Annotated in this window: 24 protein-coding genes and 3 pseudogenes; 8 read left to right on the top strand and 19 right to left on the bottom strand. The window is 67.5% G+C overall.

Translation table 11 applies throughout. From position 1 onward, the window contains the following. Positions 1-25: 25 nt before the first annotated feature. The 3 genes and pseudogenes from BN4346_RS43645 to BN4346_RS43655 form a co-directional block, all read right to left on the bottom strand. Positions 26-787, bottom strand: a pseudogene (locus BN4346_RS43645) (hypothetical protein). A 181-nt stretch (positions 788-968) separates the two neighbouring features. Next, positions 969-1,922, bottom strand: coding sequence for a hypothetical protein (locus BN4346_RS43650; protein WP_067976451.1), 954 nt, complete (start codon positions 1,920-1,922; stop codon positions 969-971). Between the two features lie 126 nt (positions 1,923-2,048). Then, positions 2,049-2,672: a carbonic anhydrase gene (locus BN4346_RS43655; protein ID WP_067976512.1), complete on the bottom strand. Its 624-nt coding sequence runs from the start codon at positions 2,670-2,672 to the stop codon at positions 2,049-2,051. Here BN4346_RS43655 and BN4346_RS43660 point away from each other — a divergent pair. Further along, entirely contained in the window at positions 2,671-3,609 is a 939-nt protein-coding gene (locus tag BN4346_RS43660; protein WP_067976453.1) for an HhH-GPD family protein, read from the top strand. The two genes, BN4346_RS43655 and BN4346_RS43660, sit on opposite strands and share 2 nt — an antisense overlap. Here BN4346_RS43660 and BN4346_RS43665 read toward each other — a convergent pair. Next, positions 3,576-4,337: an alpha/beta fold hydrolase gene (locus BN4346_RS43665; protein ID WP_268811501.1), complete on the bottom strand. Its 762-nt coding sequence runs from the start codon at positions 4,335-4,337 to the stop codon at positions 3,576-3,578. The two genes, BN4346_RS43660 and BN4346_RS43665, sit on opposite strands and share 34 nt — an antisense overlap. Positions 4,338-4,360: 23 nt before the next feature. On the opposite strand from BN4346_RS43665, the gene mhuD reads away from it, so the two are divergent. From mhuD to BN4346_RS43680, 3 genes are read left to right on the top strand one after another with little or no spacing between them, the layout of a single operon-like run. Continuing rightward, positions 4,361-4,678: a mycobilin-forming heme oxygenase MhuD gene (gene mhuD / locus BN4346_RS43670; RefSeq protein WP_024442369.1), complete on the top strand. Its 318-nt coding sequence runs from the start codon at positions 4,361-4,363 to the stop codon at positions 4,676-4,678. A 4-nt stretch (positions 4,679-4,682) separates the two neighbouring features. Beyond that, positions 4,683-6,017: a serine hydrolase gene (locus BN4346_RS43675; protein ID WP_067976456.1), complete on the top strand. Its 1,335-nt coding sequence runs from the start codon at positions 4,683-4,685 to the stop codon at positions 6,015-6,017. A gap of 35 nt (positions 6,018-6,052) precedes the next feature. Further along, a complete protein-coding gene (locus BN4346_RS43680; RefSeq protein WP_067976458.1) occupies positions 6,053-6,706 on the top strand; it encodes a dihydrofolate reductase family protein in 654 nt (217 codons plus the stop codon). 68 nt (positions 6,707-6,774) lie between these two features. Here BN4346_RS43680 and clpC1 read toward each other — a convergent pair whose 3' ends face one another. The 14 genes and pseudogenes from clpC1 to ftsH form a co-directional block, all read right to left on the bottom strand. Next, positions 6,775-9,294: an ATP-dependent protease ATP-binding subunit ClpC gene (clpC1, locus tag BN4346_RS43685; RefSeq protein WP_067976460.1), complete on the bottom strand. Its 2,520-nt coding sequence runs from the start codon at positions 9,292-9,294 to the stop codon at positions 6,775-6,777. A gap of 239 nt (positions 9,295-9,533) precedes the next feature. Further along, the gene (gene lsr2 / locus BN4346_RS43690) at positions 9,534-9,869 is read right to left on the bottom strand and encodes a histone-like nucleoid-structuring protein Lsr2 (RefSeq protein WP_067976462.1); all 336 of its coding nucleotides are present in this window, start codon (positions 9,867-9,869) and stop codon (positions 9,534-9,536) included. Between the two features lie 116 nt (positions 9,870-9,985). Then, complete coding sequence (gene lysS / locus BN4346_RS43695) at positions 9,986-11,509, bottom strand: lysine--tRNA ligase (RefSeq protein WP_067976464.1); 1,524 nt, start codon at positions 11,507-11,509, stop codon at positions 9,986-9,988. A 51-nt stretch (positions 11,510-11,560) separates the two neighbouring features. Continuing rightward, a complete protein-coding gene (locus tag BN4346_RS43700; RefSeq protein ID WP_067976466.1) occupies positions 11,561-12,373 on the bottom strand; it encodes a type III pantothenate kinase in 813 nt (270 codons plus the stop codon). Between the two features lie 2 nt (positions 12,374-12,375). Then, positions 12,376-12,819, bottom strand: a complete 444-nt coding sequence (gene panD, locus BN4346_RS43705) for an aspartate 1-decarboxylase (RefSeq protein ID WP_067976468.1) — start codon at positions 12,817-12,819, stop codon at positions 12,376-12,378. Further along, a complete protein-coding gene (panC, locus tag BN4346_RS43710) occupies positions 12,819-13,733 on the bottom strand; it encodes a pantoate--beta-alanine ligase (protein ID WP_067976469.1) in 915 nt (304 codons plus the stop codon). The genes panD and panC overlap by 1 nt, the downstream gene beginning before the upstream one ends. Then, complete coding sequence (locus BN4346_RS43715; protein WP_067976471.1) at positions 13,730-14,632, bottom strand: Rossmann-like and DUF2520 domain-containing protein; 903 nt, start codon at positions 14,630-14,632, stop codon at positions 13,730-13,732. The genes panC and BN4346_RS43715 overlap by 4 nt, the downstream gene beginning before the upstream one ends. Positions 14,633-14,689: 57 nt before the next feature. Further along, positions 14,690-15,612 (bottom strand): annotated as a pseudogene (locus tag BN4346_RS48545) (DUF6779 domain-containing protein); the annotation flags it as partial. Positions 15,613-15,717: 105 nt separating this feature from the next. Beyond that, entirely contained in the window at positions 15,718-16,203 is a 486-nt protein-coding gene (locus BN4346_RS43725; protein ID WP_067976473.1) for a DUF3180 domain-containing protein, read from the bottom strand. Next, positions 16,203-16,721 carry a 2-amino-4-hydroxy-6-hydroxymethyldihydropteridine diphosphokinase gene (gene folK, locus BN4346_RS43730; protein WP_067976475.1) on the bottom strand — a complete coding sequence of 173 codons (519 nt, stop codon included), beginning with the start codon at positions 16,719-16,721 and terminating at the stop codon, positions 16,203-16,205. Before folK ends, BN4346_RS43725 begins: the two co-directional genes overlap by 1 nt. Next, positions 16,718-17,107: a dihydroneopterin aldolase gene (gene folB / locus BN4346_RS43735; protein WP_067976478.1), complete on the bottom strand. Its 390-nt coding sequence runs from the start codon at positions 17,105-17,107 to the stop codon at positions 16,718-16,720. The genes folK and folB overlap by 4 nt, the downstream gene beginning before the upstream one ends. Further along, entirely contained in the window at positions 17,100-17,936 is an 837-nt protein-coding gene (folP, locus tag BN4346_RS43740; protein WP_067976479.1) for a dihydropteroate synthase, read from the bottom strand. Before folP ends, folB begins: the two co-directional genes overlap by 8 nt. Positions 17,937-17,943: 7 nt before the next feature. After that, positions 17,944-18,492, bottom strand: a pseudogene (gene folE, locus BN4346_RS43745) (GTP cyclohydrolase I FolE); the annotation flags it as partial. 28 nt (positions 18,493-18,520) lie between these two features. Further along, entirely contained in the window at positions 18,521-20,734 is a 2,214-nt protein-coding gene (ftsH, locus tag BN4346_RS43750) for an ATP-dependent zinc metalloprotease FtsH (RefSeq protein ID WP_067976514.1), read from the bottom strand. Positions 20,735-20,873: 139 nt separating this feature from the next. Here ftsH and BN4346_RS43755 point away from each other — a divergent pair, with 139 nt between their 5' ends. The 3 genes from BN4346_RS43755 to BN4346_RS43765 are packed head-to-tail and all read left to right on the top strand — an operon-like array spanning position 20,874 to position 24,072. After that, positions 20,874-21,848 (top strand): alpha/beta fold hydrolase, encoded by a 975-nt coding sequence (locus BN4346_RS43755; protein WP_407695153.1) that lies wholly within the window; start codon positions 20,874-20,876, stop codon positions 21,846-21,848. Next, positions 21,845-23,050 (top strand): LLM class flavin-dependent oxidoreductase, encoded by a 1,206-nt coding sequence (locus BN4346_RS43760; protein ID WP_067976516.1) that lies wholly within the window; start codon positions 21,845-21,847, stop codon positions 23,048-23,050. Before BN4346_RS43755 ends, BN4346_RS43760 begins: the two co-directional genes overlap by 4 nt. Then, positions 23,050-24,072, top strand: coding sequence for a zinc-binding dehydrogenase (locus tag BN4346_RS43765; protein ID WP_067976482.1), 1,023 nt, complete (start codon positions 23,050-23,052; stop codon positions 24,070-24,072). The genes BN4346_RS43760 and BN4346_RS43765 overlap by 1 nt, the downstream gene beginning before the upstream one ends. On the opposite strand, the gene BN4346_RS43770 is transcribed toward BN4346_RS43765, so the two are convergent. Continuing rightward, a complete protein-coding gene (locus BN4346_RS43770; RefSeq protein WP_067976518.1) occupies positions 24,056-24,928 on the bottom strand; it encodes an SCO6745 family protein in 873 nt (290 codons plus the stop codon). The genes BN4346_RS43765 and BN4346_RS43770 overlap by 17 nt on opposite strands. A 65-nt stretch (positions 24,929-24,993) precedes the next feature. Between BN4346_RS43770 and BN4346_RS43775 the strand changes: the two genes are divergently transcribed. Then, entirely contained in the window at positions 24,994-25,737 is a 744-nt protein-coding gene (locus BN4346_RS43775) for an SIMPL domain-containing protein (RefSeq protein WP_067976484.1), read from the top strand. Positions 25,738-25,827 lie beyond the last annotated feature (90 nt).

Consider the following 25,827-nt stretch of genomic DNA (forward strand, 5'->3'; position numbering starts at 1 on the left):
CTGGGCCGCCGAATCAACCCGGCGTTCAGTTGCCCGGTGGCGGCGCGTCCGGCGGGGGCACTTCCGGCCCCGGCGGCGGTCCCTCCGGCGAAGGCTCGACAAGCATGAATGGCACCGTCGCGGATCTCAGATTGCCGAGTTGGACGACGAGGTTGTAGGTCCCGGGTCAGATCGGCTGCCGCGGCAGCGGGCACTGTGGCGCCGAACCCATTCCGGTCCAGGTCACCGTGGTGGTCACCTGCTCGCCGGGGTCGAAGGTCTTCACCAGGGTCTCGTTGGACGGCGCGCAGTCCAGGTTCGACCACAGCCGCTGGTTGTCCAGCGAGTAGACGTAGGCAGCCAGTACCGCGGCACCGACGTCCCGCTTGCAGGCCACCAAACCGATGTTGGTGACGACCATGGTGAACTGAGGCTGCTCACCGACCGTGTACTGCGGACCGGTCAGACCCTTGACCGCCAGCGTCGAGTCGGGGCAGTCGTCGCCCTCCTTGAGCACCGGAGGCGGGGTCACCGCGGCGGTCGGGGTCGGCGCTTGGGGTGGCACCTGCTCCGCGGGAGCCACCACCGGCGTCTTGACCTCTTCAGGCGAGGGGTTCTGCGGCTTGGCGTGCTGCGCGGCGGTGGACTTCTTCCCGTCGGCACTGTCGGCACCGGCGCTGCTATGGACCACGCCGAAGATGATGGCCGACACGACTGCAATCACGATGAGGGCAATGCCCAGCGCGAGGCCACGTCGTCGCCAGTAGATCTGCGAAGGCAGCGGACCCTGCGGTTCCAAATCGAGCACCTTCTCACGGTAGGACGACCTCACCGCCAGTTGTCCGACCCTTCGCGGCGTGTCGTAGCCGCGTTGTGACCTCGCCCGAGTATTCACCGCGTCCGGCGCCGACTCGGGCCGGCCACACAGAATGCCCCGGCATAACCGGGGCATTCATGTGTGTGTCGATCAGAACCGATCGACCGGCCGCCTAGGTTGTCGGCAGCCCAAGGTCCAGCGCGCTGTACAGGCCCGCGTCGGTCAGGTCCATGTCCGGCGTGGCCACGACGGCATCCGAGTAGTCGACCGGGGTAAACCACGACGCCATCGACGAGATGTTGAAGTCCCCGAACGACGTCTTGAGAATGTCGACGGGGGTGCCGTCGGCGGTGGCGTCGTAGTACAGGTTGGTAACCCCCGGCAACAGCTGATCCTGGTCGTAGGTCGCCCCGGTGCTGGTGACGAAGTCGTTGTTGTACCCGCCCAACGACGGCGCCAGGTAATCCGTCCCGGTGAGCGCCGTACCGGTGCTGGGGGTAAAGGTGGTGTTCTGCACCTCCCACACCGGCGCGCCGCCCGCCTTGGGGGTCACCTCGCTGACGTCGCCGTAGGTCGGTGTCCACGTCGGCTCGGAGCCACTCTTGCCATCCGGTCCCAGGTCCAGCGCACTGTAGAGGCCGGCGTCCTGCAGAGCTGTGCCGGAGTCGATGAAGTGCGCAGGAGTGGTCGGGGTGAACAGCGACGCCAACGACGAGGCATTGAAGTCCCCGAACGACGTCTTGAGAACATCGACCGGAGCGGCGCCGGAAACGCCGGAGTCGTAGTACAGGTTGGTGACCCCCGGGAACAGCTGGTCCTGGTCGTAGGTCGCCCCGGTGCTGGTGACGAACTCGTTGTTGAAACCGCCCGACGACGGCGCCAGGTAGTCCGTCCCGGTCAGCGTGGTGCTGCCATTGGTGAAGCTGGCCGGCAGATCCCAGGCCAGCGACTGCGAACCCGGGACCTGGACCAAGGTGGCCGAGTCGGTCCCGTAGATCGGTGACCACGACTCGGTCCCGGTCCCAGTGGTCGACCCTGTCGGGTCGTCGGCGTAGGCGATAGCGGAGCCGAAGTACGCCGCCGCGGCGGCTCCCCCAGTGACAATGCCCAATGCGACGTGCTTCATTACTGAACCTCTCCCAAAAGCGCGCGGCAATCTTTAGCCGCTTAAACGCATAGCAAAACTATGCTGGGGTCCAAATTTCGGTCAAGTGTTCACAGCGCATTCACACGCTCCCTTACGGGAGCTGAGCTACGTAACGTCCCCGATGTCGCCCAGGTGGTTGCGCGCCGATACCCGTCCGTCGGCCAGGTGGTAGGTGGCGCCGACAATCGCCAGCGAGCCGGCCTCGATACGCTCCGCGACCGCTTTGGAGCGGCTCGCCAGCTGCGCCACCGTCTCATCCACGTGCCGGGCCTCGAACTCGTCGACGGCACTGAGCCCGTCGCGGCGGCCCACCAGGATCGACGGCGTCACCCGTTCGACGATGTCGCGCAGATAGCCCCCCGGCACGACCCCGTCGTCCAACGCGGCCAGCGTCGCCTTGACCGCGCCACAGCTGTCGTGGCCGAGCACGACGATCAACGGCACATTGAGCACCTCGACCGCGAACTCGATCGAGCCCAGCACCGCCGAGTCGATGACGTGGCCGGCGGTGCGGACCACGAACATGTCGCCCAGGCCCTGATCGAAGATCAGCTCGGCGGCCACCCGACTGTCCCCACAGCCGAACACCACCGCGGTCGGCTTCTGACCGGCGGCCAGTGCGGCGCGCCGCGCGACATCCTGGCTGGGATGGCTGGGCTCGCCGGCAACGAAGCGCTCGTTACCCTCCTTGAGTGCTTTCCACGCTGAGACCGGGTTTGAATTGGGCATGCCCGACATTCTGCACGGGATCAGAGCCGAGCGCTCGGTGAGCGTGCCAGTCGACGATCTGCTCAGCTGGTTCGCCATGGCCGAACGCGATCTGCCGTGGCGGGCGGGCGATGTGACGCCGTGGCAGATCCTGGTGAGCGAGTTCATGCTGCAGCAGACCCCGGTCGCTCGAGTGCTGCCGATCTGGCCGGACTGGGTGGCGCGCTGGCCGACCCCGTCGGCGACGGCGGCCGCCAGCCAGGCCGACGTCCTGCGGGCCTGGGGCAAGCTCGGCTATCCCCGCCGCGCCAAACGCCTCCACGAATGCGCGACCGTGATCGCCCAGGACTTCGCCGACGTGGTGCCCGACGACGTCGATGTCCTGCAGCAGCTGCCCGGGATCGGCAGCTATACCGCCAGGGCGGTCGCCAGTTTCGCCTACCGCCAACCGGTTCCGGTGGTGGACACCAACGTGCGCCGGGTGGTGGCCCGGGCCGTGCACGGGCAGGCCGACGCCGGGGCCCCGTCGGTGAAGCGCGACCACGACGACGTTGAGGCTCTACTGCCCGGAGCCGACCAGGCCGCCCGATTCTCTGCGGCCCTGATGGAGCTGGGCGCCATCGTGTGCACCGCCCGCTCGCCGCGCTGTACCGGCTGCCCGCTGCGGCACAGCTGCAGCTGGCGGCTGGCCGGTTCGCCGCCGGGAACCGCACCCAAGCGTCCCGCCCAACGCTATGCCGGCACCGACCGCCAGGTCCGCGGACGCTTATTGGATGTGTTGCGGGACAGCGCCGTTGCGGTGACACGCGCCGATCTTGACGTGGCCTGGCCGGTGGATGCGGTGCAGCGCGAGCGCGCCCTGACCTCCCTGCTGGGCGATGGCCTGGTGGAACAGCTCGCCGACGGCCGCTTCGCGCTGCCCGGTCAGGACAGGAACGACTCGACGGCCTCGCGGTAGAGCTGCGGCGCCTCGTCGTGTACCAGGTGTCCCGCATCGGGGACGTGCAGATAGGTGCTCTCGAATGCTATGCGGTGCATCTCGCGCATCTGCCCCGGCGGGGTCACCGAGTTGCCGGCCTCAATCAGCAATGTCGCGCAGCGCACGTTCCGCCACTGCTCCCAGTAGTCGCGGGTGCCCCACTCGGCGGCGATCTGCAACCACCACTCGGGCCGGCCGTGCAGCCGCCAGCCGGTCTCGGTGCGGTCGAAGGCTTCCAGGAAGTACCGGCCGGCGATGTCGCCGAACTCGGCGACCACCTGCTCGGCGCTGGGGAACTCCACCGGCAGGGCATGCACCCACGGCTCCCACGGGCCGGTGGTGCGGCCCTGGAAGTCCGGCGCCATGTCCTCCACCACCAGTGCGGAGACCAGCTCGGGGTGCCGGGCCGCCAGGCACCACGAGTGCAATCCGCCCATCGAGTGCCCGATCAACCGCACCGGGCCCGGCAACTGCTCGACGGCGACGGCCAGGTCGGCGACGAAGCGTTCGGTGGAGATCGGGTGGGGGTCGGCGACCTCACGACCACGGTGCCAGGGGGCGTCGTAGGTGTAGACCGCACCCAGCCTGGTCAGCCACGGCAGTTGCCGCGGCCAGGTGGTGCCACGGCCCATCAGTCCGTGGACCAGCACCAGCGGCGCCCCGTGTCCACCGCGATAGGTCAGCAGCTCGGTCGACGCGATTCCCACCCGGGGCACGGTAGCCTAGGCCCATGTCAGTGGTGAAGATCAATGCAATCGAGGTGCCCGCCGACGCCGGGCCCGAACTGGAGAAACGGTTTGCAAATCGCGCGCACGCGGTGGAGAACCAGCCCGGTTTTCTTGGCTTCCAGCTGCTGCGCCCCGTCAAGGGCGACGACCGCTACTTCGTGGTGACGCACTGGGAGTCCGACGAAGCGTTCCAGGCCTGGGCGCAGGGGCCCGCCGTCGAAGCCCACGCCGGGCAGCGGGCCAAGCCGGTCGCAACCGGGGCATCGTTGCTGGAGTTCGAGGTCGTGCTTGACGTCGCCGGAACCGCCGCACAGGCCTAGCTCGATGAGGCGACCGCTGGCCGCCTGGGTGGTGACGGCGACGTTGGCCGCCGCGACCGCCGGCTGCGCCCCTTCCCCGGCGGCGCCCGCCGACGCCGGGTCCGACAGCGGCGTGACGATTTCGACCAAGACTCCGCCGGGTCTGCGTGCCAAGCAGACCATGGACATGCTGAACTCCGATTGGCCGATCGGTCCGATCGGGGTGGCTACCCTGGCTGCACCGGACAAGGTCGAGCAAGTAGTCACGACCATGGAATCGCTGTGGTGGGACAGGCCGTTTCATCTCGACAACGTCGATATTCGCGCCGGCGCGGCCACCCTGCACCTGACCACCTCTTACGGCGCCCGGCAGGACATCAGGCTCCGCACCGATGACAACGGCATGGTGGACCTGTTCAAACCGACCACCGAGGCTCCGGCCATCGGCTCCTGGCAGGATCTCGATGCGGTGCTGAACAAGACCGGCGCGCGGTATTCCTACCAGGCGTCGCGGATCGAAGGTGGCGTCTGTAAGCCGGTCGCCGGTGCCAACACCACCCAATCCCTGCCGCTGGCATCGATCTTCAAGTTGTATGTGCTGCTGGCGGTGGCCAACGAGGTGAAAGCCGGGACGGTGTCGTGGGAGGACCCGCTGACCATCACCGGCCGAGCCAAAGCGGTCGGCTCGTCCGGCCTGGAGGAGCTGCCCGACGGCGCCCAGGTTTCGGTGCGCAGGGCTGCCGAGAAGATGATCGCCACCAGCGACAACATGGCGACTGATCTGCTCATCGGCCGGGTAGGGACCCGCGCCGTCGAGCGTGCACTGGCTGCGGCCGGCCACCATGACCCGGCCAGCATGACGCCGTTTCCCACCATGTACGAACTGTTTTCGGTGGGCTGGGGCAAACCCGACCTGCGCGAGCAGTGGCAGCACGGCTCACCGCAGGAGCGGGCAAAGCTGCTGCGGCAGGCCGATTCCCGGCCCTATGAGCCGGATCCGATTCGCGCGCACATCCCGGCTTCGGCCTACGGCGCCGAGTGGTATGGCAGCGCGGAGGACATCTGCCGGGTGCATGTGGCACTGCAGGCCGCCGCGGTGGGTAAGGCTGCACCGGTCCGGGAGATCCTGTCCGCGGTGCGTGGCATCGACCTGCCGCGTACCGACTGGCCCTATATCGGCGCCAAAGCCGGCGGTCTGCCCGGCGACCTGACCTTCAGCTGGTACGCCGTCGATCGGGGCGGCCAACCGTGGGTGGTCAGCTTTCAACTCAATTGGCCGCGTGACCACGGCAAGAGCGTCGGCAGCTGGATGCTGCAGGTCGCCAAGCAGGCGTTCGGCCTGCTGCCAACCCAGCACTAGCCCGAGCCCCGAATAGCGCACCAAGGAAGGGACCCATGCGACAACTGGTCCGTGTGCAGAACTTCAGCATTTCCAGCGACGGATACGGCGCCGGGGAAGGGCAAAGCCTCGAGCGTCCGTTCGGTCACGCCAATCCGGCGGACTTGATGTCCTGGGCAGGCGCCACCGCGCACTGGGTCAACCGGACCGATCCCGGCGGGAGCTTGGGGCTCGATGACTACATCACCCGCGACTGGGCCTACAACATCGGCGCAGAGATCATGGGGCGCAACAAATTCGGTCCGCAGCGCGGGCCGTGGGAGAACTATGACTGGCAAGGATGGTGGGGCGATGAGCCCCCCTTCCGCACACCGGTATTCGTGCTCACCCACCACGTGCGACCGTCTTTCGCACTGGGAGACACCACCTTCCATTTCCTCGACGCCTCCCCCGAGGACGCACTTGCGCGGGCATTATCTGCCGCTGACGGCAAAGACGTGCGCATCGGCGGCGGCGTGGCCACAGTTCGGGAGTTCCTCGACGCCGATCTCATCGACACGATGCACGTCGCGGTGGCACCGGTCGAACTCGGCCGCGGGGAAAGGTTGTGGGCGAGCCCCGATGAACTCCTCGACCGTTTCCATCTTGAGCAGATCCCTAGCCCCAGCGGGATGGTGCATCATTTCTTCTGGCGGCAAGGCCTCAGCTGACAGACCTGCTGAACGCGAAACGGGCGGCACCTGCAGTGCAGGTGCCGCCCGTTTCGACTCAGTAGCAGTTACTCCGCGGCTGCCTTAGCCAGATCGGACGCCTCCGCCGTCGGCTTCGGGCTACCGGCAAAGGTGAACACCACGTTCTCGTGCGCACCTTCGCCGTCCCAGTTGTCGACGTCGACGGTGACCAGCTGACCGGGACCGATCTCTTCGAACAGGATCTTCTCCGACAGCTGGTCTTCGATCTCACGCTGGATGGTGCGCCGCAGCGGACGCGCCCCCAACACCGGGTCGAAGCCTCGCTTGGCCAGCAAGGACTTGGCCTTGTCGGTCAGCGCGATGTCCATGTCCTTGGCCTTGAGCTGCTTGGCCACCCGGCCGATCATCAGATCGACCATCTCGATGATCTCTTCCTTGGTGAGCTGGTGGAAGACGATGATGTCATCGATACGGTTCAGGAACTCCGGACGGAAGTGCTTCTTGAGTTCGTCGTTGACCTTGAGCTTCATCCGCTCGTAATTGTTCTCACCGCCGCCCTGGGTGAACCCGAGTCCGACCGCCTTGGAGATGTCGGAGGTGCCCAGGTTGGAGGTGAAGATCAGCACGCAGTTCTTGAAGTCCACCGTGCGGCCCTGCCCGTCGGTGAGCCGGCCGTCCTCGAGAACCTGCAACAGGCTGTTGTAGATCTCGGCGTGGGCCTTCTCGATCTCGTCGAACAGCACCACCGAGAACGGCTTGCGCCGCACCTTCTCGGTCAGCTGACCGCCCTCTTCGTAGCCGACGTAGCCCGGCGGGGCACCGAACAGCCGCGACGCGGTGAAGCGGTCGTGGAACTCTCCCATGTCGATCTGGATGAGCGCGTCGTCGTCGCCGAACAGGAACTCGGCGAGCGCCTTGGACAGCTCGGTCTTACCGACACCGGACGGGCCGGCGAAGATGAACGAGCCCGACGGCCGCTTCGGGTCCTTGAGCCCGGCGCGGGTACGCCGGATGGCCTTGCTGACCGCCTTGACGGCGTCTTCCTGGCCGATGATCCGCTTGTGCAGCTCGTCTTCCATGCGCAGCAGGCGGGTGGTCTCGGCCTCGGTCAGCTTGAACACCGGGATACCGGTCCAGTTGCCGAGCACCTCGGCGATCTGCTCGTCATCGACCTCAGCCACGACGTCCAAATCACCGGAGCGCCATTGCTTTTCGCGCTCGGCGCGCTGCGCGACGAGTTGCTTCTCCCGGTCCCGCAGGCTGGCCGCCTTCTCAAAGTCCTGCGCGTCGATCGCGGACTCCTTCTCGCGGCGTGCGTCGGCGATCTTCTCGTCGAACTCGCGCAGGTCCGGCGGCGCGGTCATCCGGCGGATTCGCATCCGCGCACCGGCCTCGTCGATCAGGTCGATCGCCTTGTCCGGCAGGAACCGGTCGTTGATGTAGCGGTCGGCCAAGGTGGCCGCCGCGACGATCGCCGAATCACTGATCGAGACCCGGTGGTGGGCTTCGTAGCGGTCCCGCAGGCCCTTGAGGATCTCGATGGTGTGCTCGACGGTGGGCTCACCGACCTGCACGGGCTGGAACCGGCGCTCCAGTGCGGCGTCCTTCTCGATGTACTTGCGGTACTCATCGAGAGTCGTGGCGCCGATGGTCTGCAGTTCACCGCGGGCCAGCTTGGGCTTGAGGATCGAGGCCGCGTCGATCGCGCCCTCGGCCGCACCGGCACCCACCAGGGTGTGCAGTTCGTCGATGAACAAGATGATGTCGCCGCGGGTGTTGATCTCCTTGAGGACCTTCTTCAGGCGCTCCTCGAAGTCACCGCGGTAACGGCTGCCGGCCACCAGCGAACCCAGGTCCAGGGTGTAGAGCTGCTTGTCCTTCAGCGTCTCGGGGACCTCGCCGGCCACGATGGCCTGCGCCAGGCCCTCGACGACAGCGGTCTTGCCGACGCCGGGCTCACCGATCAGTACCGGGTTGTTCTTGGTGCGCCGGCTCAGCACCTGCATGACCCGCTCGATTTCCTTCTCGCGGCCGATGACGGGGTCGAGCTTGCCCTCCATGGCGGCCGCGGTCAGGTTGCGACCGAACTGGTCGAGCACCAGCGAGGTGGACGGTGAGCCGGACTCGCCGCCCCGTCCCCCAGTGCCGGCCTCCGCGGTCTCCTTGCCCTGGTAACCACTCAACAGCTGAATCACCTGCTGGCGAACCCGGGTCAGGTCAGCACCCAGCTTGACCAGAACCTGGGCGGCGACGCCCTCACCCTCACGGATCAGGCCGAGCAGAATGTGCTCGGTGCCGATGTAGTTGTGGCCGAGCTGCAGCGCCTCACGCAGGCTCAGCTCGAGCACCTTCTTGGCGCGCGGGGTGAACGGGATGTGCCCGGACGGCGCCTGCTGGCCCTGGCCGATAATCTCTTCGACCTGGCTGCGCACCCCTTCCAAAGAGATGCCCAGGGACTCCAGCGACTTGGCGGCTACGCCTTCACCCTCGTGGATCAGGCCCAGCAGAATGTGCTCGGTCCCGATGTAGTTGTGGTTGAGCATCCGGGCCTCTTCTTGGGCCAGGACGACAACCCTGCGGGCGCGGTCGGTAAATCTCTCGAACATCGGTGGCTACCTGCTCTCCCTCGCGATCGGCACTTGATCGGCCTCGGCTCGGCCGACGTGCCTACCGTCCACTCTAGTGGGCGGCGCAGCGCGCTGTGACCTGCCTTGCAGTGCGTACTGAATCGACCATCCGATGGCCCGTCCCGAAAGACCTGGCATCGGACGCAAGGGAGCAACGTCCAAACCCACCGAATGTGTTCCGACGGGGGCAAGATTCGCCAGCAGCGAAACCTAGGCCGTTACGTTGCGGCGTGAAATGCGTCGATGATGTCGGCCGGGATACGTCCGCGGGTCGACACATTGTGGCCGTTACGGCGGGCCCATTCGCGGATCGCGGCGCTCTGCTCACGGTCGATGGTTCCACGGCGACCGCCACCGGAGCGGCCACGCCGGCGGCCACCGACTCGACGGCCGGAGTCGGCCCACTTCTTCAGTTCTGCGCGCAGTTTCGTAGCATTCTTGCTCGAAAGGTCGATCTCGTAGGTCACCCCGTCCAGGCCAAATTCGACCGTTTCGTCGGCGGCACCCTCACCATCGAAATCATCGATCAAGGTGACGGTCACTTTTTTCGCCATTGGTACCCCTTGGTTAGCTTTCGTGCGCGCAATCGGTGCGCAAAGCCGTATTCGACCTCTGCAACTAATCTGCCATAAAAATACGCTTGCTTCAACACAGCAGGCTTCGGGGCAGTTCAGTTGCCTTGACGACGAACAATCGGAAACAAAACGGTGTCTCTAATTGATAGGCCCGTCAAGACCATCAACAGGCGGTCGATACCCATTCCGGTACCTGTGCAGGGCGGCATCGCATGTTCCATCGCCGCCAGAAAATCCTCGTCGAGCGCCATCGCCTCGTCATCTCCGGCAGCCGCCGCGCGGGCCTGGGCGGCGAATCGGTCGCGCTGCACCACCGGGTCGATGAGCTCGGAATAGCCGGTGGCCAGTTCGACACCGCGCATATAGAGATCCCACTTCTCGGTGACACCCGCGATGCTGCGGTGCTGTCGGGTCAGTGGCGTCGTCTCGACCGGGAAATCCCGAACGAATGTGGGAGCACTCAACTCATGGCCGACAGCATGTTCCCAGAGTTCCTCGACCAGTTTGCCGTGACCGTAGCCGCGGTCTTTGGGTATCTCCACACCGAGCCGTTCCGCGATGGCCCACAGATCGGCCACCGGGGTTCCCGGGGTGATCTCTTCGCCGAGTGCGGCCGACAACGATGGATACATTTCAACCGTCGCCCATTCGCCGTCAATGTCATAGATGCTGCCGTCCGGCAGCGGCAGTTGACGTGTCCCGATCACCTCATCGGCGACCTCTTGAATAATCTCGCGGGTAGCCACCGCCGAGTCGTCATAGGTGCCGAAGGCCTGGTAGGTCTCCAGCATCGAAAACTCGGGCGAATGCGTGGAATCGGCGCCTTCATTCCGGAACACCCGATTCAGCTCGAAGACCCGGTCGAACCCACCGACAACGCAGCGTTTCAGGAACAGTTCCGGTGCGATTCTCAGGAAGAGGTCCGCATCGAGGGCGTTCGAATGGGTGACGAAAGGCCGGGCGGCCGCCCCACCGGCCAATGTCTGCAACATCGGTGTTTCGACCTCAAGGAATCCGCGACGCTCAAGCGCGTTGCGGACCGCCCGAATGACCGCGATACGCTGGCGCGCCACCATACGCGCCTCCGGCCGGACGATCAGGTCGACATAACGCTGCCGAACCCGCGATTCCTCGCTCATCTCCTTGTGGGCGACCGGCAGCGGCCGCAACGACTTGGAGGCCATCTGCCAGGAGTCCGCCAATACCGACAGCTCGCCGCGGCGGGAGCTGATCACCTCCCCGCGGACATAGACGATGTCGCCGAGGTCGACGTCGGCCTTCCACGCCTCGAGCTCCTGCTCCCCGACACTGGCCAGGCTGATCATCACCTGAAGCTGGGTGCCGTCGCCCTCCTGCAGGGTCGCGAAGCACAGTTTGCCCGAGTTGCGGGCGAATACCACCCGGCCCGCTACGCCGACGACGTCGCCGGTGGCGGTGTCGGCGACCAGGTCGGGATAAGCGGCCCGGATCTGGGCAAGCGTGTGGGTACGGTCCACCGCCACCGGGTAGGGATCGCGGCCTTCGGCCAGCAGCCGAGCCCGCTTGTCACGGCGGATCCGGAACTGCTCAGGGAGATCGGATTCGTCTTGCGTGTCAGGGGATACATCGGCGGAGCTCACGAACCGCCAGCTTAGAGGAACAGGGGCAACAGAACGAAAAGCCGGCGGCGCTCAGCGCGCCGGGCGGAGCCTGCCCCGCTGACTGTCCCGGTTGCGTTCAAACACCAGCCGCAGTCCGTCCAGGGTGAGATTGGCGTCGTGATGGTCGACCGTTTCCAGATCGGCCAGCAATAACGGTGCGGAGTGTCCGGTGGCGACCACGGTCACGTCGTCCCCGGCACCGGCAGCCTCCTCGCGGACCCGGCGAACCAGACCGTCGACCAGACCGGCGAACCCGTAGATCGCGCCGGCCTGCATGCATTCGACGGTGTTCTTACCGATCACCGAGCGCGGCCGGGTGAGTTCGACTCGGCGCAGGCCCGCCGAGCGGGCAGCGGCGGCATCTGACGAGATCTGGACGCCGGGCGCGATGGCGCCGCCCAGGAATTCTCCCTTGGCTGAAACCACGTCCACGCAGATCGACGAACCGAAGTCGACGACGATCGCCGCCGTCTTGAACTTGTGAAACGCGGCCAACCCGTTGACGATCCGGTCGGCCCCCACTTCCTTGGGGTTGTCCACCAGCAGCGGGATCCCGGTGCGCACACCCGGCTCGATCAACACGGCGGGGATCGAGGGCCAGTACTGGTCGAGCATCAGCCGAACTTCGTGCAGCACCGACGGCACAGTGGACAGCGCGGCGGCACCGGTGAGTTGTTCACCGTCATCGCCGATAAGTCCGTCCAGAGTCAGCGCCAGCTCGTCGGCAGTGATCTCCGCCTCGGTCCGAATCCGCCACTGCTGCAAGACGTTCCCGTGGTCACCGGAACCCGAGATCAGGCCGATGACGGTATGGGTGTTGCGGACGTCGATCGCCAGCAGCACGGCTACCGCACGCTCATTCGGGGCGAGTGGGGGTACCTCCCGCTTGCGGGGGACAGATCCGAAACGTCGTCGGGAACGAAGGCTGGGTCGTCACCGAGGTCCACCTGCTTGTTCTCGGCGTCGACGAATACGATCCGCGGCCGGTAGCGGCGAGCCTCGGCGTCCTCCATGGTGCCGTAAGCGATCAGGATAACCAGGTCACCGGGGTGCACCAGATGCGCTGCCGCACCGTTGATTCCGATGACACCGCTGCCGCGCTCACCGGTGATGGCGTAGGTCACCAGTCGGGCACCGTTGTCGATGTCGACGATCGTGACCTGCTCACCCTCGAGTAGGTCGGCCGCGTCCATCAGATCTGCGTCGATGGTCACCGAGCCGACATAGTGCAGGTCAGCATGAGTGACCGTGGCACGGTGAATCTTCGACTTGAGCATCGTCCGAAACATCAATTCCTCCGGGTTGATTCGATGGGAAGTCCAAGCGTGATCGCCGCGTTGTCGAGCAGTCGGGTGGTGCCCACCCGGGCGGCGAGCAACAACCGTCCGGATCCATCGGTGGGCGCCGGGCCGAGGTCGACTCCTCGAACCTGCAGGTAGTCGACCTCGACGGCAGGCACCGCGGACAACACCGCGGCGGCGGCATCCAGTGCCGCTTGTGCGCCCGCCGCAGCCGCGCGCTCACCGGCAGCCAGGGCGGCCGACAGGGCCGTCGCGGCTTCGCGCTGCGCGGGGTCAAGATAGCGATTGCGCGACGACATGGCCAGGCCGTCGGACTCGCGCACGGTGGGAACGCCCACCACCGTCACGTCAAGGTTGAGGTCGGTGACCATCTGGCGCACCAACGCCAGCTGCTGATAGTCCTTCTCCCCCAAGAACACCCGGTCGGGGTTGACGATCGACAGCAGTTTGCAGACCACGGTGAGCATGCCGGCGAAGTGGGTCGGGCGGGCGGCACCTTCCAGTTCGGCTCCTAGCGGGCCCGGGTGCACGGCGGTACGCGGGCCGTTCGGGTACATGGCGGCGGCGGTCGGCGTGAAAACCAGGTCGACCCCTGCCGCGCGCAGCGCGGCCAGGTCGTCGTCCAGGGAGCGCGGGTAGGCGTCGAGGTCCTCTCCGGCGCCGAACTGCAGCGGGTTGACGAAGATCGACACCGCCACTACCGAGCCAGGCACCCGCTGCGCCGCTCGAACCAGCGACAGGTGACCGTCGTGCAGGGCGCCCATGGTCGGCACCAGCATCACCCGGCGACCGGTCGACCGCAGTGCACGGCTGACCCGCGCGACATCGTCCGGCCGTTCATAGACGTTGAACCCGCCGGCGGCGAAAGTGGGCTGCGGGCCCCGGACCGCGTTCGTGCTCATCGAGCCAGCACCTCCAGCACGTCGTCGGCGGCACCGGCGCGGTGCGCGGTGCGCAGCGCGTTGGTGCGATACGCCTCGGCCAGGTCTGGGTCTACGCCGGCCAGCGCCCTCAGGTGCCGGGCCAGGGTAGCCGAGTCGCCACGGGCCACCGGCCCGGTCAGCGCGGCCCGGCCGTCCCGCAGGGTGTTGGCCAGCGCGGCGCGCACCAGCGGTCCGAGCACCCGCTCGGCGATACCGTCGGGGTCATCGGCCACGACCGAGCCGAGCCGTCCGGGCAACGCCGCCCGCAACGCGGCCAGCGCGTCGTCGATGACGGTGACCACGTGATTTCCGCCGTGGCAGAGCGCGGCGTGGTAGAGGGTGCGGGCGGATTCCTCGACCCGGAACGGCTCCGCGCCGATCTCGAGCGTCAATGCCTCGGCGATGGCGAAGCCGATCTCGTCGGCGGCGGTGATACCGAAACAGCTCTGGGACAACCGGTCGATGTCCTCGTCTGAGCCGGTAAAGGTCATCGCGGGATGAATGGCCAGCGGCAGGCAGCCCTGCTCGGCCAGCGGCGCAAGCACGCTGATCCCGATGGCCCCGGAGGTGTGCACGACGATCGTGCCGGCGCGCACCGCACCCGTGGCGGCCAGACCGGACACGATGCCGGCCAGTTCGGTGTCGGGGACGGCGAGCACCAGCAATTCCGCACCTGCGGCTACATCGGGTGCCGGCAGGACCAGGCTGTCGGGCAGCCGGTGCTGGGCGCGCTGCCGCGACTCCTCGGAGATGGCACTGCACGCCACGACGACATGCTCGGCACGTTCCAGCGCAACACCGAGTGCGGTGCCGACGCGGCCAGCCGAGATGATGCCGACCTTGAGCCGGGCGGGCCGCAGTCCGTCGAACTGCGCCATGCAGACGACCTCACAGGTTCTCTTGGTATTCGTTCCAGTCCCGCGTTGCGGGTACCGGACGGTCGCCGGTGAGTCTATCCCCATTGGTCCCGGCGCTGCGAGTGACGTTGGTCGCAGTTGACCGCGAATCAGTCCTCGCGGCGACGGTGCCGGCGGCCTTCGCCCGGAGTCGGCTGCAGCCGGGCCAGCAAGTCAGCCACCGACTGACCGCCGGCGCTGGGGCCCTCGGCGCTCCCGTCGGCGCCGGCGGAATGCCGGGCCGCGGCCGCACCGGCGTGCGCGGGNGAACCCGATCATCGACGTTCCGGAGGTGCGGATTCCGGCCGCTGCGGAGCCTGGGGCGTGGGGCTCCCAGCGGCCGGAATCCGCACCTCCGGAACGTCGATGATCGGGTTCTCCGCGGTCTGGGTGACCGAGTCCGGCGGGTAGCTCGTGGTGGCCGACGATGCGACCCGGGCGGCGCCGGTGCCCGGTTGCTCACCGGAGCGCGCCCAGTCGCTGTAGGCACGGACCGGGGTGCGCTCAGGCTCCAGTGCCGGACGGTGGCTCAGGTCGGCATCGAACAGGATCTCCAGGTTGGTTCGCAGTGCCGACAACTCGGCTCGCAACGCGGCGACCTCGTCGGCGGCCTGTGCCCGCAGTTCGGAGGCCAGTTCGCGGCGCAGTTGGGACTCCACCGTCAGCTCGTACTCGCGCCGTGCGGAAATCTCCCGGTCCAGTTGCAGGTCGTAGACCAGCTTCAGGTCTCGGGCCCGGGCCTGGTCCACATCGCTTTGCCGTCGATAGATCACCGAGACGAACGCAGCCGCGACCGCGGCCCACAGCGCGATGATGACGGCGAGTTTGAGCAGCTCCACCCGACTGGTGAACACCAGCGCCGAACTCGCGGCGATCGCAAGGATCAGCAACGCCGTCATCAACGTCCAGCCCGGCCTGCGAACTCCACGCCGACCCGGGGCGCGGGACAGGACCGAATTCATCTGCGCCGTCCCACCTCGTCGCTCTGTCCCGTACCCTTGCTGGCCCGCATTGCCCGACTGTACCTGCACAAAGTCAATCCGCGTGTCGCCCGGCTTCGGCGATTCTTACCCGGGTTGATTTCCGGTCAGATGTCCGGATTGGCCCGGATCCTGCGGCGACTTGCAGCGATTCTGCAGCCACAGCGCGGCGAGAAGCAGCGCCAGCGCGCTCACCGCGGCAACCACGGCGCCGCCGGTGTCCTCGGCAGCGACGTGCAACGTGGACCGGCGCGGCAGCAGGTAGCCGAGCACACCCAGCCAGAAGCCCAGCACCAGCGCCCCCATCCACGCCGAGGCCTTGGCGACCACCACGGTGCGCGCCACCGCGAGCGGATGCAGCCGGCCGGCCCCGGCGCCGATCTGGCCGTCGTCGATCTTCGCCCCGACATAGCGGCCCCAGGCCACCTCGGCGATCGCGGCCGCCAGCAGCGATATCCCGGTCCACACGGTGATGGGCGGGAACCATCGGTACAGCACCTGGACCGCCAGGTAGCTGATGATGGCGACCACGGCGGCCGCAGCGGCCACGTCACGTTTGCGCGTCGGGCCCATCAGAGCTGCAACACCAGGTCGGTCGACGACACTCCGGCGCGCTCCGCCGGTTCCAGCTCGTCGAGTAGATCTGCCACCGGACGCGGTCGCCCATCCACGGTCAGTCGCGCCTCCGGGTCCACCGACAACCAGGGCACCAGGACGAACGCACGCAGATGGGCCCGGGGATGGGGCAGGGTCAGCTCGTCGTCGTCGGACCGCACCTCGGTCCCCACCGAGTCGTGGCAGCTGATCACGTCGACATCCAAGGTCCGCGGCCCCCACCGCTGCGAGCGCACCCGCTCGGCCGCCTGCTCCAGTTCGTGCGCCCGGCGCAGCCAGCCGCGCTCATCGGCGGCCGGGTCTTCGACGATCAGTACCGCGTTGAGGAAGGGGCCCTGTTCGACTCCGCCCCATGCCTCGGTCTCGTACACCCCAGATACCGCGCGCACCGCTGAGCCCAGGCCGTCGACCGCCGACTGCAGCAGGGCCAACCGGTCCCCCAGGTTGGACCCCACCGAGAGCACGGCGCGACTCATGCCGGGACCACCCTGCCGCGCCGATCGCTGCGTGAGCGCCGGGCCACCACCGCAACGTCGGCGAAGCTCAGCGGGATCGGGGCGTGCGGCTTGTGCACCGTCACCTCCACGGCCTGCACCCGCGCGTCGCCTATCACCTCCTCGGCGATCTCGGCGGCAACGGTCTCGATGAGGTCGCGAGCCGGGCCGGCGACGATCTCCGCGGCGCGCTGTGCGAGCTGTCCGTAGTCGTAGGTGTCGGCCAAGTTGTCGCTGGCCGCCGCGACAGCGAGATCCATCCAGACCGTGATGTCGACGATGAAGTCCTGGCCGTCGGCACGCTCGTGCGCGAACACACCGTGATTGCCGCGAACCTTCAAGCCGCGCAACTCGATCCGATCAGTCACCGCTCGCGCCCCCTTTGTTCCAGGCTCCCAGGACTCGTAGCGCGTCGACCGAGGCCCGCACGTCGTGCACCCGCACACCCCAGGCGCCGTGCAGCCCAGACAACGCCGATATCACCGCGGTGGCCGTTTCGCGCTCACCGGGCGGTCGCTGCGTACCGTCCGCACTGGCCAGCAGCGTACCGAGAAACCGCTTGCGTGACGCGCCAACCAGAACCGGTATGCCCAGGTCTACCAGTTGCGGCAACCCGCGCAGCAAGGCCCAATTGTGTTGCGCGGTTTTGGCGAAGCCCAGACCGGGATCGACGATCAACTGCGCCGGGTCCACGCCGGCGGCCACAGCCGCGTCGACGGCGGCGAGCAGATCCTGGCGGACCTCGGCAACGATGTCGCCGTAGCACGGCACCCGATGCGGGTCGTCGGGATCGACCGGCCGCCAGTGCATCAGCACCCACCGGGCGCCCGAGGAGGCCAACAACGGCGCCATGGCGGGGTCCGCCGCTCCCCCGGACACGTCGTTGACGATCGTGGCGCCGGCATCCAGCGCAGCCTCGGCGACGACGGCGTTCATCGTATCGATGCTGACCGTAATACCTTGGTCAGCAAGCTCTTTCACCACCGGTATGACGCGCTGCGCCTCCGCTCGCGGTTCGGCACGCACCGCGCCGGGCCGAGTCGACTCGCCCCCCACGTCGATGATCGCCGCACCCTGGCCCGCCAGCCGGCGGCCGTGCTCGACGGCGCGATCGACGTTGAGGTAGCGCCCGCCGTCGGAGAACGAATCGGCGGTGACATTGACCACCCCGACGACCTGCACGCGTGTCGGGCTCACTTGCGCCTTCCGGGGCCTCAGCGCGCGACGTGCTGTCGGTTTTGAACTGCCCGCGAACCGCCGATGTGGTGGTGATCGCACCGGGCTTGCGCACTCCGCGCATCGCCATGCAGAGGTGCTCGGCTTCGATCACCACGATGACTCCGCGCGGATTGAGTTTGCGCATCAGGGCGTCGGCGACCTGTGCGGTCAACCGCTCCTGCACCTGCGGCCGCTTCGCGTAGAGGTCGACCAACCGCGCCAGTTTGGACAGACCGGTGATCCGGCCGTCGTAGCCGGGGATGTACCCGACGTGCGCGACACCGTGAAAGGACACCAGGTGGTGCTCGCAGGTCGAGTAGAGCGGGATCTCCTTGACGATCACCAGCTCTTCATGCTGCTCGTCGAAGGTGGTCTCCAGCACCGCGTCCGGGTCGGTGTAGAGCCCGGCGAACATCTCCTGATAAGCCCGCGCGACCCGCGCCGGGGTGTCGAGCAGGCCCGCCCGGTCGGGGTCTTCGCCCACCGCCAACAGCAGCTCGCGCACGGCGGCCTCGGCCCGCGCCTGATCGAAGATTGCCGACACCATCGCCGACCCCGCTTTCTCAGTCACCCGACGGCTGCTCGGACCGATTGTTTTCGCCGTCGCCAGTGGGCGCAGGCGGGGCCGGCGGCTGGCTGGTACCGGGATACGGCTGGGGCTGGTGCTGATAGGGCGGGTAGCCGCCGGCGGGCACGCCGTTGCTGCCATTGGGACCGCCCTCACCGGCCCGGGCCGCCGCCTCCCTGGACGCCTCGGCGATGGCGGCCTTGAACGCCGGTTCCGGCTTCGGCTGCGGCCACGGCTCACCCCGCTCGATGGCCAGCTCGCCGGGGGTCTTGATCGGCGGTTTGTCGGACGGGACCCGGCCGCCGAAGTCGTCGAACGCGGTCAGCCGGGGGCGCTTGGTCACGGCGTTGAAGATCTTCTCCAGGTCCGCGCGGTGCAGCGTCTCCTTCTCCAACAGCTCGCCGGCCAGAATGTCGAGGACATCCCGGTACTCGGTGAGGATCTCCCACGCCTCGGTGTGCGCGGCCTCGATCAGCTTGCGTACCTCGTCGTCGATGTCGCGGGCCACCTCGTGCGAGTAGTCGGACTTGGTACCCATCGCGCGCCCGACGAACGGGTCACCGTGGTCACTGCCGTAGCGGACCGCCCCCAGCTTGGCGCTCATGCCGTACTCGGTGACCATGGCGCGCGCCACCGCGGTGGCCTTCTCGATGTCGGAGACCGCACCGGTGGTCGGCTCACGGAATACCAGTTCCTCGGCGGCGCGCCCGCCCATGGCGAAGACCAGCTGGGCGATCATCTCCGAGCGGGTGCGCAGTCCCTTGTCCTCCTCGGGCACCGCCACGGCATGCCCGCCGGTGCGTCCGCGGGCCAGAATCGTCACCTTGTAGACCGGGTCGATGTCGGGCATCGCCCATGCCGCCAGGGTGTGGCCACCCTCGTGGTAGGCGGTGATCTTCTTCTCGTGTTCGCTGATGATCCGGCCTTTGCGCCGGGGGCCGCCGATCACCCGGTCGACCGCTTCTTCCAGCGCCGCCGCGGTGATGACGGTGCCGTTCTCGCGTGCGGTAAGCAGTGCCGCCTCGTTGATCACATTCGCCAGGTCAGCACCGGACATTCCGACGGTGCGCTTGGCCAGGCCGTCCAGGTCGGCGTCGGGCCCGATGGGCTTGCCCTTGGAGTGCACCCGCAGCACCGCGCGCCGCCCCGCGATGTCGGGGTTGGTCACCGGGATCTGGCGGTCGAACCGGCCGGGCCGCAGCAGCGCGGGGTCGAGGATGTCGGGCCGGTTGGTGGCCGCAATCAGGATCACCCCGCCCCGATCACCGAAGCCGTCCATCTCGACCAGCAACTGGTTGAGCGTCTGCTCGCGCTCATCGTGGCCACCGCCCATGCCTGCGCCACGCTGGCGGCCCACGGCGTCGATCTCGTCGACGAACACGATGCATGGGCTGTTCTGTTTGGCCTGCTCGAATAGGTCGCGAACCCGGGAGGCGCCCACTCCGACGAACATCTCCACAAAGTCCGAGCCGGAGATGGTGAAGAAGGGCACGCCCGCCTCACCTGCCACCGCCCGGGCCAGCAGGGTCTTGCCGGTGCCCGGCGGACCGTAGAGCAGCACACCCTTGGGGATCTTGGCGCCCAGCGCCTGATACCTGGCCGGGTTCTGCAGGAAGTCTTTGATCTCGTAGAGCTCCTCGACCGCCTCGTCGACACCGGCGACGTCGGCGAACGTGGTCTTGGGCATGTCCTTGCCCAACTGCTTGGCCCGGGATTTGCCCATGCCGAAGCCCATCCGGGCGCCGCCCTGCATTCGGGAGAACATCACGAACAGCCCGATCAGCAGCAACATCGGCAACATGTAGATCAGCAGTGATCCGAGCAGACTGCCCTGGTTCACCGTGGTGTTGATCTCGGCCTTCTTGGCGGTCAACGCGGTGTACAGCGGAACCGCGTACCCGGTTGGGTACTTGGTGATCAGCTTGTCGACCTTCTCGGCCCGGCCACGCTTGTCGGCTTTGCCCGGCTGGCCGGCCTTGTCGGTCACCTCGACGCTGGTGAGCGGGGTCTTCAGGACCAGGCGCAGCTGTTGCTCGCGGTCGTCGAGCTGGGCGCTCTTGACGTTGCCACTGTGGATCTGGGCCACCGCCACCGAGGTGTCGACCGGCTTGTATCCGCGAGTGTCATCGCTGAAATAGAAGAACGACCAACCGAGCAGCAACACCACTGCGATCGCGGTTACGGTACGGATCACGTTTTTGCGATTCATCAGACATCGGCCGGGCGCGGCCAAATCCTTCCAATACATGCAGCTGGGCATGTTCAGGCTACCGTCCCCCACGACGAACAGGCCTGGCCGGACTCAGGAACCCTGTTCGATCGCGGCCCGGTTGTGCTTTGGTGTGACGGTGGCTCCCGCAATCGAACGAGCAACGCAACGATTCGTCGACACCAACGGCGTGACCCTGCGGGTCACCGAGGCGGGCGAGCGTGGCGCTCCGGTGGTGTTGCTGGCCCACGGATTCCCGGAATTGGCCTTCTCGTGGCGCCATCAGATCCCGGCACTGGCCGAGGCGGGATTCCATGTGCTGGCACCCGATCAGCGCGGCTATGGCGGCTCGTCGCGACCGGACGAGATCGCGGCCTACGACATCGCAGCGCTCACCGGTGATCTGGTCGGGCTGTTGGACGACGTCGGCGCCCAGCGTGCGATCTGGATCGGCCACGACTGGGGCGGGCCGGTGGTGTGGAGCGCCGCGCAGCTGCACCCGGACCGGGTGGCCGGCGTGGCGGGGCTCAGCGTGCCGCCGGTGCCCCGGCCGCAAGCCCCTCCGACGGAGGCCTTCCGCAATATCTTCGGCGAGAACTTTTTCTACATGCTCTATTTCCAGGAGCCGGGTATCGCGGACGCGGAATTGGACTCTGACCCGGCGCGCACCATGCGCCGGATGATGGGCAGCCTCAGTCCGGGCGACCGCGAATCGGCATTGCTGATGACCGCCCCCGGGCCGATGGGCTTCATCGATCGACTTGCCGAGCCGGCGGCGCGTCCGGACTGGATCAGCGCCGACGAACTGGACCACTACATCGCCGAATTCACCCGCACCGGGTTCACCGGCGGGCTGAACTGGTACCGCAACCTCGACCGCAACTGGGAGATCATGACCACTCCACCCGCCGCGACCATCGACAGTCCCACCTTGTTCATCGCCGGGTCCGCCGATCCGGTGCTGGCCTTCACCCGCCGCGACCGAGCCGCCGAGCTGGTCACCGGCCCCTACCGCGAGCTGATCATCGACGGCGCCGGCCACTGGCTGCAGCAGGAGCGGCCCGACGAGGTCAACGCCGTACTGTTGGAGTTTCTGAACGAGGTGCAGTGGTGACCGCCCGACCGCTGCGCTTCGGGGTCTTCATCACCCCATTTCACGCGCTGGGCCAATCGCCGACGGTCGCATTGGAATATGACTTGGAGCGCGTCGTCGCACTGGATCGGCTGGGCTTCGACGAAGCCTGGTTCGGGGAGCATCATTCGGGCGGCTATGAGCTGATCGCCTGCCCCGAGGTGTTCATCGCCGCCGCCGCGGAACGCACCAAGCACATCCGGCTGGGCACCGGCGTGGTTTCGCTGCCGTATCACCACCCGTTGATGGTGGCCGACCGTTGGGTGCTGCTGGATCACCTGACCCGCGGCCGGGTGATGTTCGGTGCGGGACCGGGCGCGCTGCCCACCGACGCCCACATGATGGGCATCGACCCCGTCGAACAGCGCCGGATGATGCAGGAGTCGCTGGAGGCGATCCTGGCACTGTTCCGGGCCGAGCCGGGCGAGTTGATCACTCGGCATTCGGACTGGTTCACCCTGCGCGACGCCGCCCTGCACATTCGCCCGTACACCTGGCCGTACCCAGAAGTCTCTGCGGCCGCGATGATTTCACCGTCCGGGCCGCGGTTGGCCGGCGCGCTGGGCACCTCACTGCTGTCGCTGTCGATGTCGGTGCCAGGCGGGTTTGCGGCACTGGAGAACACCTGGGATGTGGTACGCGATCAGGCCGCCAAAGCCGGCCGCGACGAACCGGACCGGGGTGACTGGCGGGTGCTGAGCATCATGCACATCGCCGACACCCGCGAGCAGGCGATCGCCGACTGCACCTACGGACTGCAGGATTTCGCGAACTACTTCGGCGCGGCCGGATTCGTACCGCTGGCCAGCGAAGTCGAAGGCTCACCGCAGACACCGACCGAGTTCGTCCAGGCCTACGCCGCGGCCGGAAGTTGCTGTATCGGCACTCCCGATGACGCGATCGAACACATCACCGGTTTGCTGGAGCGTTCCGGCGGCTTCGGCACCTTGCTGTTCCTGGGGCATGACTGGGCCGCCCCGGAGGCTACCTATCGCAGCTACGAGCTGTTGGCCCGCAAGGTGATTCCACACTTCAAGGGCCAGCTTGCCGCACCCAAGGCGTCGCATGACTGGGCCCGGGGCATGCGCGACACGCTGTTCGGCCGAGCCGGCGAGGCGATCAAGAACGCCGTCGTCGAGCATGTGACCGAGTCGGCGCCCCCCAAAAAGAACAGTTCGCACTGATGCGCGCCGCGGTGCTGCGCGACGGGCGGATGATCTACCGCGACGACGTGCCGGAGCCGACGCCGGGCCCGGGCCAGGTGCTGGTTGCGGTGACCGCATGCGGCATCTGCGGATCCGACCTGCATTTCGCCTCGCATGGCGAGCAGGTGCTGGCCGCGACGCAATCCATGTCCGGCAGCCCCTCATCCCGGGCGTCGGTCGATCTGGGCACCGACATCTTCATGGGCCACGAGTTCAGCGCGACGGTGCTCGAGGCCGGCCCCGGAACCGATACCTTTCCCGCCGGAACCCCGGTCACCTCCATCCCGGTCTTGTTGGCCACCAAGGGTATTGAACCGATCGTCTACTCCAACACCACAGTGGGCGGCTACGCCGAGAAGATGCTGCTGTCGGCTCCGCTGCTGGTGCCGATCCCCAGCGGGCTGGATCCCCGCCACGCCGCACTGACCGAACCGATGGCAGTGGGACTGCATGCGGTCAACAGATCCGGCATTGTGCCCGGCGAGACGGCGCTGGTGTTGGGCTGCGGACCGATCGGGATGGCAATCGTCGCCGCCTTACGCAACGCAGGCGTGGAAGACATTGTGGCCGCTGACTATTCGTCGGCCCGCCGAGAACTTGCGACGACCATGGGCGCGCATCGCACCCTCGATCCGGCGCAGGGATCACCGTTCGATGCCGTCACCCCCAAGGTGATCTTTGAAGCGGTCGGCGTTCCGGGCATCATCGACGACGTACTGCGCCGAGCTCCGGTAGGCAGCCGACTGGTGGTCGCGGGAGTGTGCATGGAACCCGACACCGTGCACCCGTTCTACGGGATCGCCAAGGAGATCAGCGTGCAGTTCGTGTTGGCCTACGAACCGGCGGAGTTCGCCGCGTCACTGCGGGCTATCGCCGAGGGCCGCATCGACGTGGCGCCGCTGATCACCGGCGAGGTCGGACTCGATGGCGTAGGCGCGGCCTTCGACGAGCTGGCCGATCCCGACCGACACTGCAAGATCCTGGTTACCCCTCAGCACTAAGCCAGGCCTTGGGAAAGCCACCGGCGTCGAGCAGCTGCTTCGACCACCCGCCGACCAGCTCGACCACCTCACCCAGGTCGTCGCCGAGGCGCGCCACGATCGGCGCGCATGCGGCATCCGTTGCGGTCTCAATCGCCTCGCGAGCGGCGTGTCCGGCATCGCTGAGCACTCCGTCGCGCGCCAGGCCACGCTCGGCCAGCCGCTCCTCCCCGGCGGTCAACTGCTCGTCACTCCACGCCCGGGACCGGACGTAGGTTCGCGGCCGGAAACCGCGATAGAGCTCGGTGATCAGGCCGATCTCGACGGCATCGAATCCCGCTGCAACCCAGGCATTCACGTGCGCATCGCCACGGAATTCGCGGAGCTGGTCAGCCAATAGCCAGGCATCGGTCAGCGGCTCGCCGACCAGCCCGTCGGCAACCAGCCCGGCGAACAACGGCTTACCCGCCACCGAGAGGCCGTCGGTAGCGCGGCGCAGCAATTCCACCGCGCGATCGATGCCGTCGGGAGCTGCACCCAACACCCGGCGCAGCTGAGCCGCTGAACCCTCGGTGCGCGCCGCCCGGATGGTCGGCGCGTCGGTCAGCTTCCAGCCGTAGCCGACGGCGGGAACGACTACGGCCGGATTGAACACCCCGAACGTCGCGGCGATCACCGCGCCGGGCGCCTGGCCCAGCGCGGAGCCGCGGCTACAGAAGTAGGCCGGCCCGTCCGGCATTTCGACCCCATCGGTTGTTGCGGGGCTGGCGCCGAAACCCAGTGCCGTGTAGCTACGGTGACACTCCGGGGCGAAGTACACCTGGCCGGCGAACGGCTCGATAGCGCTGGACAGTGCTCGCGACGGCGCAGAGGTCATCGCCTCAGTGTGCCGCATGGATCTTTCTCGCCGGCACGGGCATCGACTCCGATAGGGTGCCACTCATGCCGACACACAGTGCCCGGATGGTTCTCCGCTGGTCCATGACGCTGGCGCTGGCCGGCGTGGCCGCCCTCGCAATGGCCGGCTGCGACGCCGCGCCGAGCGGCGGACCGGACATCCCGCGCCAGGTGACGGTGGTGGGCACCGGCGAGGTCCAGGGAGTTCCGGACACGCTGACCACCGAGGCGGGCATCGAGTTCGTCGCCGCAGATGTCACCAGCGCGATGAACCAGACCAGCGAGCGTCAGCAGGCGGTGATCGATGCGCTGGTGGATGCCGGGGTGGACCGCAAAGACATCAGCACCACCCAGGTCAGCCTGCAACCGCAGTACGGCAATCCCGACGCCAGCGGGTCGGCGAACATCACCGGCTACCGGGCCGGCAACACCATCCGGGTCAAGGTCGAGCGCGATTCCGCCTCCCAGGTGCTGGCGGTGATCGTGCGGGCCGGCGGGGACGCCACCCGAATCAATGGGGTGAGCTACTCCATCGAGGACGATTCGGCGCTGGTGCGCGGAGCCCGGGAGCGGGCCTTCAACGACGCCAAGGACCGTGCCGAGCAGTACGCCCAGCTGTCCGGTCTGCACCTGGGACGGGTGCTCTCAATCTCCGAGGTCGCCGGCGGGACGCCGCCGCCGATGCCGGTCGGCATGCCGATGCCCCGCGCGATGGCCGCCGCTCCCCCGGTCGAGCCCGGTCAGCAGACCGTGAGTTTCACCGTGACCGCGGTCTGGGAACTGAGCTAACACTCCCAACCTTCTGATCCGTAGTCAGATCTCACTCCACAGCCGTCCGACAGTGACGGCAGTTATCCACAACTGGCGACCCTGACGCAA

Source organism: Mycolicibacter icosiumassiliensis, assembly GCF_900078685.2.
Classification (GTDB): Bacteria; Actinomycetota; Actinomycetes; order Mycobacteriales; family Mycobacteriaceae; genus Mycobacterium; species Mycobacterium icosiumassiliensis.